Below are 6252 nucleotides of genomic sequence, written 5' to 3'. Positions count from 1 at the left end.
CCCCTGCATCGTATTAAATTGACTATACGATGCAGGGGGGCTTTTTAGAAGACATATGAATTAAGTTGTTTCTTAACGTAAAAGTATATTGGGTACTAATCGAATATAAATTAGTTCACCTGCAAGTTCAACGATTGTTTGTGTCACAATTATGGCTGCTACTAATGTGCTCAAATTATCTGGTAAGGCTAAAGCAAGAGGAAGAACTACAAGAGAATTACGTGTAGCTCCACTAAATATAAGTGCACGACCTGAACCAATATCAAGCTTGAACCACTTTGCAATAAACCTAGAAATGATAGGCATAATAATCATAAAAGCAATATATATAGGAATTACTTTGATAATCAGGTCAATATATGTTGATAATTTGCCTATTTGAGACGATACAACAACAAAAAGAGTAAGAGCCATGAATGGGACGGGAAGCCATGCCGATATATCTATTATTTTATTCCCAATAAGTGATTTTTTTGCAAATATCTGTAGGGCAATAGCAAGTCCTAAAGGGATAACGATAAGACCAATGAATGCTTCAAGGAATGGACCAGGGTCTACTATTTCTGCTGCATCATCCCCAATAAACAATAATAAATACAAAGGTAATAGCAGCATTTGAGTAATGAAGAGAATAGGTGTAGAAATAAGAATAAGCTTTTCATTACCACTCCCTAGAGCTGTAAAAACAATCACATAATCAATACAAGGTGTAAGTAATACTAAATAGACCCCAAGCAATAACGGTGGATATTCGGGTAATAACTTTGATAGAAGCCACACCACAATAGGAACTGCAATATAGTTAACTGTTAATAAAGCACAAATAAAACGACGATTAGCAAACGATTCTTTTAAAGAAGTAAAAGGAATCTGCGAAAACATACTATACATTAAAATAGCAATGATAAAAGAAATTGTTGCATCTAATTGTGCTCCGAAATCAGGAGCTATTAATCCAAATCCAGCTGCTATCAGTAGTACAATGACATATAGCCAAACTTGATTGTTTTCTAATTTTTCTCTAGAAATCATTATTTGGATGCCCCTTCTTACCGCCCCCTAAAAAGACTTTCTGTAAAGTTGTTAAATAAGAGGCTTATGTAATAAGTGATTTTTAAGAAAATATTTAATTTGAACAGGAATTCTTACTTAATATTATCATAATTGTTATTTAGCTTAATTTAAAAATCCCCCAAACCGGAAAGATTTAGAGTAAAGGTGCTTATGCTAAAAGAAATTCTTCTCTTAGTAGATTTTTGACTACTTTACTTCCTATTATTTCTTATCTTATAGAGTTTGCTTCACCACTTACATATAGTGAGAATTTTATAAATGGGCAGCAGCGATTTTCGTAAGAAATCCATTCAGCTAGTAGTTTCCTTTTAACAATCGTGTTCAAAAAAGGTTTTAGCATACTGATAAAAAATATTTATGTTTATTTCTTTTCATACCCAGCATGGGTATGGTAATATAAAATCAAGATTGGAGGTTGAGCTAATGGAAAACACAGCGAATGAAGTAGCTTGCCATACTGAGGATGTTACGTCTTGCCGTAAAAGCCATCATCCAGAACGAGTAAAGAAGGATTTAACCACTCGATTAAATCGTATCGAAGGGCAAATTCGAGGCATCAAAGGAATGATAGACAAAGACGTTTACTGTGATGATGTGATAACACAAATTTCTGCTACGCAATCTGCATTAAATAGTGTAGCTAAAATTCTTTTAGAAGGTCATCTTAAAGGTTGTGTCGTAGATCGTCTTTCAGAAGGTGATGATGAGGTACTCGATGAATTGGTTGTAACCATTCAAAAATTAATGAAAAAGTAAATTTTTTTAATTTGTATATACCCCTATGGTGTATATCACGCTGAATAACATTTCGTTAAAAGAGAGAAAAGGTATGCAAAATGTAACATTAAAAGTACAAGGAATGTCATGTGGGCATTGTGTGAATTCAATAGAAGGTAGCGTTGGTCAATTAGAAGGTATTAGCCAGGTAAATGTAAAATTAGATGATGCCCAAGTTGAAGTGACATTTAATGAATCGTAAGTATCCCTTGATAAAATTAAAGAAACCATTGAAGACCAAGGATATGAGGTGGAATAAGAGTGCTATCGCAGCACTCTCTCATTTTCAAACAAATATACCCCTTGTGGGTATTTGAGAGGTGGAAAGTTCATGAGTTCAGCAGCAAAAAGTGCAGCTTCCAAAGAAGCGAGTATTGGAATTACCGGAATGACTTGCGCAGCGTGTGCAACACGTATTGAAAAAGGGCTAAATAAAATGGAGGGTGTCGAGCAAGCAACCGTTAACTTAGCCCTTGAAAAGTCATCGATTAAATATGACCCTTCGAAACTAAGTGAAGCTGATTTTGAAAAGAAAATCGAAGCACTTGGCTACGGTGTTGTCAAACAAAAAGCGGAATTTGATATTACCGGAATGACCTGTGCCGCATGTGCTACGCGCATAGAAAAAGGATTAAATAAGATGGAAGGTGTTGCAAATGCGAACGTCAATTTAGCACTTGAAAAAGCAACAATCGAATTTAATCCTTCGGAGGTAGCGATTGCAGACATCATTGCGAAGGTAGAAAAGCTAGGTTACGGTGCGCACCAAAAGCAAGACGAAAAAGAACAAGTCGACCACCGTGAAAAGCACATTAAAGATCAACAACGTAAATTTATAATTTCAGCGATTTTATCGTTACCGCTATTATGGACGATGGTTGGGCACTTTTCTTTTACATCGTTTTTATATGTACCAGACATCTTAATGAATCCATGGTTTCAATTGTTATTGGCAACACCTGTACAATTTATTATCGGTAAACAGTTTTATGTGGGTGCCTATAAAGCACTTCGCAATGGTAGTGCAAACATGGATGTACTCGTTGCTATGGGCACTTCAGCAGCCTATTTTTATAGTGTATATCAAGCGATTGTTACAGCTGGAACACACCACAGTCCACATTTATATTTTGAAACCAGTGCAGTACTGATTACACTTATTCTTTTAGGTAAATTATTTGAAGCAAGAGCAAAAGGCCGTTCATCAGAAGCGATCAAAAAATTGATGGGGCTTCAGGCAAAAACAGCTATCGTCATACGTGATGGAGTTGAAAAAGAAATACCTTTAGAAGAGGTAGTAATAGGTGACACGATTTTAGTGAAGCCAGGTGAAAAAATTCCTGTTGATGGTGAAGTAGTAGAAGGAACAACATCTGTTGATGAATCGATGTTAACAGGTGAAAGTTTACCAGTGGATAAAAAAGCAGGTGACGTATTATACGGCTCAACCATTAACAAAAATGGTTTCATCAAAATGACAGCAACAAAGGTTGGACGTGATACAGCATTAGCCCAAATTATTAAAGTAGTAGAAGATGCACAAGGTTCAAAAGCACCAATCCAACGGATGGCGGATCAAATTTCAGGTATTTTTGTACCCATAGTAGTAGGGATTGCTATCATTGCCTTCCTAGTATGGATTATATTTGTTCAACCAGGTGAGTTTACACCAGCACTTGAAGTGTTAATTGCCATACTTGTAATTGCTTGCCCTTGTGCACTTGGTTTAGCGACACCAACTTCCATTATGGCTGGTTCGGGTCGTGCTGCAGAATTTGGTATTTTGTTCAAAGGTGGCGAACACTTAGAACAAACTCAAGGTATTGACACAGTAGTAGTCGATAAAACAGGTACTGTCACACATGGTAAACCTGTCCTAACGGATGTTTTAGTAGCAGATGGTCAAGACGAAACGAAATTTTTATCGTTGATCGGTGCAGCGGAAAAGCAATCAGAGCACCCATTAGCACAAGCTATCGTTCAAGGCATTCAAGATAAAGGCATTGAACTTGGTGATGTCCAATTCTTCGAAGCGATCCCAGGTTATGGGGTGCAGGCGACTGTTTCAGGTCAAGGGGTTGTCATTGGAACGCGTAAACTTATGCAACAATATGGGATCGATATACAATCCGTTCTCCCAGCGATGGAAGAATTAGAGCGCAATGGGAAAACAGCGATGCTAGCCAATATTAATGGGCAATATGCAGGGCTAGTTGCCGTAGCAGATACGATTAAAGATACATCTCAGGAAGCTGTACGCCGATTACAAGAAATGGGCATCAAAGTAATTATGATGACAGGTGATAATGAACGTACAGCCCAAGCAATTGGTAAAGAGGTAGGCGTTGATGCGGTTATTGCAGAAGTGCTTCCTGAGGGTAAAGCAGAAGAAGTGAAAAAACTACAAGAACAGGGCAAAAAAGTGGCAATGGTCGGCGATGGGATTAATGACGCACCAGCACTAGCTACAGCTGATATTGGGATGGCCATTGGTACAGGGACAGATGTTGCCATGGAAGCTGCGGATATTACACTAATTCGAGGCGACTTAAACAGTATTGCTGATGCGATTTTAATGAGCCGCAAAACGATGCGTAATATTAAACAAAACTTATTCTGGGCATTTGCCTATAATACCATTGGGATTCCAATTGCAGCAATAGGGTTACTTGCACCATGGGTAGCTGGTGCAGCAATGGCATTTAGTTCCGTGTCGGTCGTGTTAAACGCACTGCGTTTACAAAGAGTGAAATTAGAAAAATAAAATAGTCGATATCACCTGTCACTATATTTAGTGGCAGGTCTCGTATCGGTAAAATTTATACCATACTAGCGTATAGTAGATGGTTAAGAAAGGAGGAAAAGTTATATGGAGGATAATGATAAAAAAATTAAGATCGCCATAAATGGGGGAATAGGGTACGGAGCAAAACTCAACGCGAAGCAACTTGTGACAATATCAAAATATATGAATGAAGAGGAGGAACTGGAGTTAACCACCTTCCAACAACTCTATATAGAAATCCCGGAAGCCAAAAAAGAATATATTATAGAAGAATTTCAAAATGTTGGATTAGCATGTTATCCAGTTGGAAACTTCGTAAAAAGCTTAAGAACCTGCAATTTTTGCAAAGGAGAAGAAGAGGAAGGAATGCCGGTAGCAAAAGAATTAAATCGCCGTATTGCTGGAAGAGCTGTTCCCTTTACCTTAAGAGTTGCCTATACAGGTTGTCCCATTGGTTGCGGTGAACCCATGTTAAGCGACATAGGTGTTATGAAAATTAGAGACCATTACAATTTATATGTTGGTGGAAAAGCAAAAGGGAAAGACGCCGAGGTCGGTTCTTTGCTGAAGGAGAATTTAACGCCAGAAGAATTGTACGATACTGTAGAAAAGGTTATCGCTATCTATTCGCAAATGGGTAAAAAGCGAGAGTCGTTTTATAAATTTTTAAAACGGATAGGTAGAGATGATTTAATAAGTTAATATAAATCTCTGTATTTATTAAAAAGACTCTATTTACCCTACCCTTGAATTAAGGAGGTGGTGCAAAAAAAGTTTAAAAAGGTTATTCTATATAACCGCCATAGAATATATTAGATAGCGTTTTTAAAAAGGGACTTTTAAGGGTTTCAATCAAACAAATATCTAATCCTGCAATAATATACTATATCCCATTAAATTTTTAGATGTATATTTATATGAAAACGCTGAAAGGGAGTTTTCATCATGGATATTACATCTTTTATCATATACTGTTTTATTGTGACTTTTACTCCGGGACCTACGAACATTGTCATTTTATCCACTGTGCATAATTATGGACCAAAAAGGGCAATGGAATATACGTACGGAGCAACGATTGCTTTTGGTTTATTACTTGGTATATCTGCGATGTTGAATGCGGTGCTGATAACTGTTATTCCAAAAATTTTAATAGGTATGCAGATTATCGGAACGATATATATGCTATATCTCTCTTATCAAATCTATAAAATGGATACATCAGAATCAACGGAAAACAACACTGGAACTTTTACTACCGGCTTTCTTATGCAGTTTTTAAATCCAAAGGTAGTCATATTTACATTGACAGTTATACCTAGCTTTGTTTTGCCCTACTATACCGATATGCCTGCCGTTACAATAAGTGTTATCGTCATAACGATCATTGGCTTTTTAGCATTTATTTCTTGGGTTCTTTTCGGTGCTATCCTCAAGAAGTTTTTACAAAAGCATACAAGGATGGTTAATGTAATCATGGCTCTAGGTTTAGTTTATGCTACAATCATGATATGGGTAGGGTAGTGTTTAAAGAGGTGAATAAAGTGGATAAATTTATCTATAAAAAAGCAGCAGGTATTACAGCTTTGTCGGCTAGTTTCACTGATTTTAAGTAT

5 protein-coding genes and 1 pseudogene are annotated in these 6252 nt (G+C 36.8%); 5 read left to right on the top strand and 1 reads right to left on the bottom strand.

Annotated elements, in window-relative coordinates; translation table 11 throughout:
• Nucleotides 1–72: 72 nt before the first annotated feature.
• Nucleotides 73–1032: an arsenic resistance protein gene (locus V7149_RS17115; protein ID WP_335346816.1), complete on the bottom strand. Its 960-nt coding sequence runs from the start codon at nt 1030–1032 to the stop codon at nt 73–75.
• A 465-nt stretch (nt 1033–1497) separates the two neighbouring features.
• Here V7149_RS17115 and V7149_RS17110 point away from each other — a divergent pair, with 465 nt between their 5' ends.
• The 5 genes and pseudogenes from V7149_RS17110 to V7149_RS17090 all read left to right on the top strand — a co-directional run bounded on the left by V7149_RS17110 (nt 1498) and on the right by V7149_RS17090 (nt 6160).
• Nucleotides 1498–1830 (top strand): metal-sensitive transcriptional regulator, encoded by a 333-nt coding sequence (locus tag V7149_RS17110; protein ID WP_335346815.1) that lies wholly within the window; start codon nt 1498–1500, stop codon nt 1828–1830.
• 73 nt (nt 1831–1903) lie between these two features.
• A pseudogene (locus tag V7149_RS17105) lies at nt 1904–2050 on the top strand (copper ion binding protein); the annotation flags it as partial.
• Between the two features lie 132 nt (nt 2051–2182).
• Entirely contained in the window at nt 2183–4615 is a 2433-nt protein-coding gene (locus tag V7149_RS17100) for a heavy metal translocating P-type ATPase (protein WP_335346814.1), read from the top strand.
• A gap of 105 nt (nt 4616–4720) precedes the next feature.
• Nucleotides 4721–5338, top strand: coding sequence for a nitrite reductase (locus tag V7149_RS17095; protein ID WP_335346813.1), 618 nt, complete (start codon nt 4721–4723; stop codon nt 5336–5338).
• Nucleotides 5339–5581: 243 nt separating this feature from the next.
• A complete protein-coding gene (locus V7149_RS17090) occupies nt 5582–6160 on the top strand; it encodes a LysE family translocator (protein WP_335346812.1) in 579 nt (192 codons plus the stop codon).
• Nucleotides 6161–6252: the final 92 nt, after the last annotated feature.

The organism is Bacillus sp. JJ1503, assembly GCF_036965125.1.
Lineage (GTDB): Bacteria > Bacillota > Bacilli > Bacillales > Cytobacillaceae > Cytobacillus.
This window is presented reverse-complemented; position numbering and strand designations above follow the sequence as displayed.

Coding starts and splice junctions, on each gene's coding strand:
- V7149_RS17115 (WP_335346816.1), bottom strand. CDS start 1,032: ATGATTTCTAGAGAAAAATTAGAAAACAATCAAGTTTGGCTATATGTC.
- V7149_RS17110 (WP_335346815.1), top strand. CDS start 1,498: ATGGAAAACACAGCGAATGAAGTAGCTTGCCATACTGAGGATGTTACG.
- V7149_RS17100 (WP_335346814.1), top strand. CDS start 2,183: ATGAGTTCAGCAGCAAAAAGTGCAGCTTCCAAAGAAGCGAGTATTGGA.
- V7149_RS17095 (WP_335346813.1), top strand. CDS start 4,721: ATGGAGGATAATGATAAAAAAATTAAGATCGCCATAAATGGGGGAATA.
- V7149_RS17090 (WP_335346812.1), top strand. CDS start 5,582: ATGGATATTACATCTTTTATCATATACTGTTTTATTGTGACTTTTACT.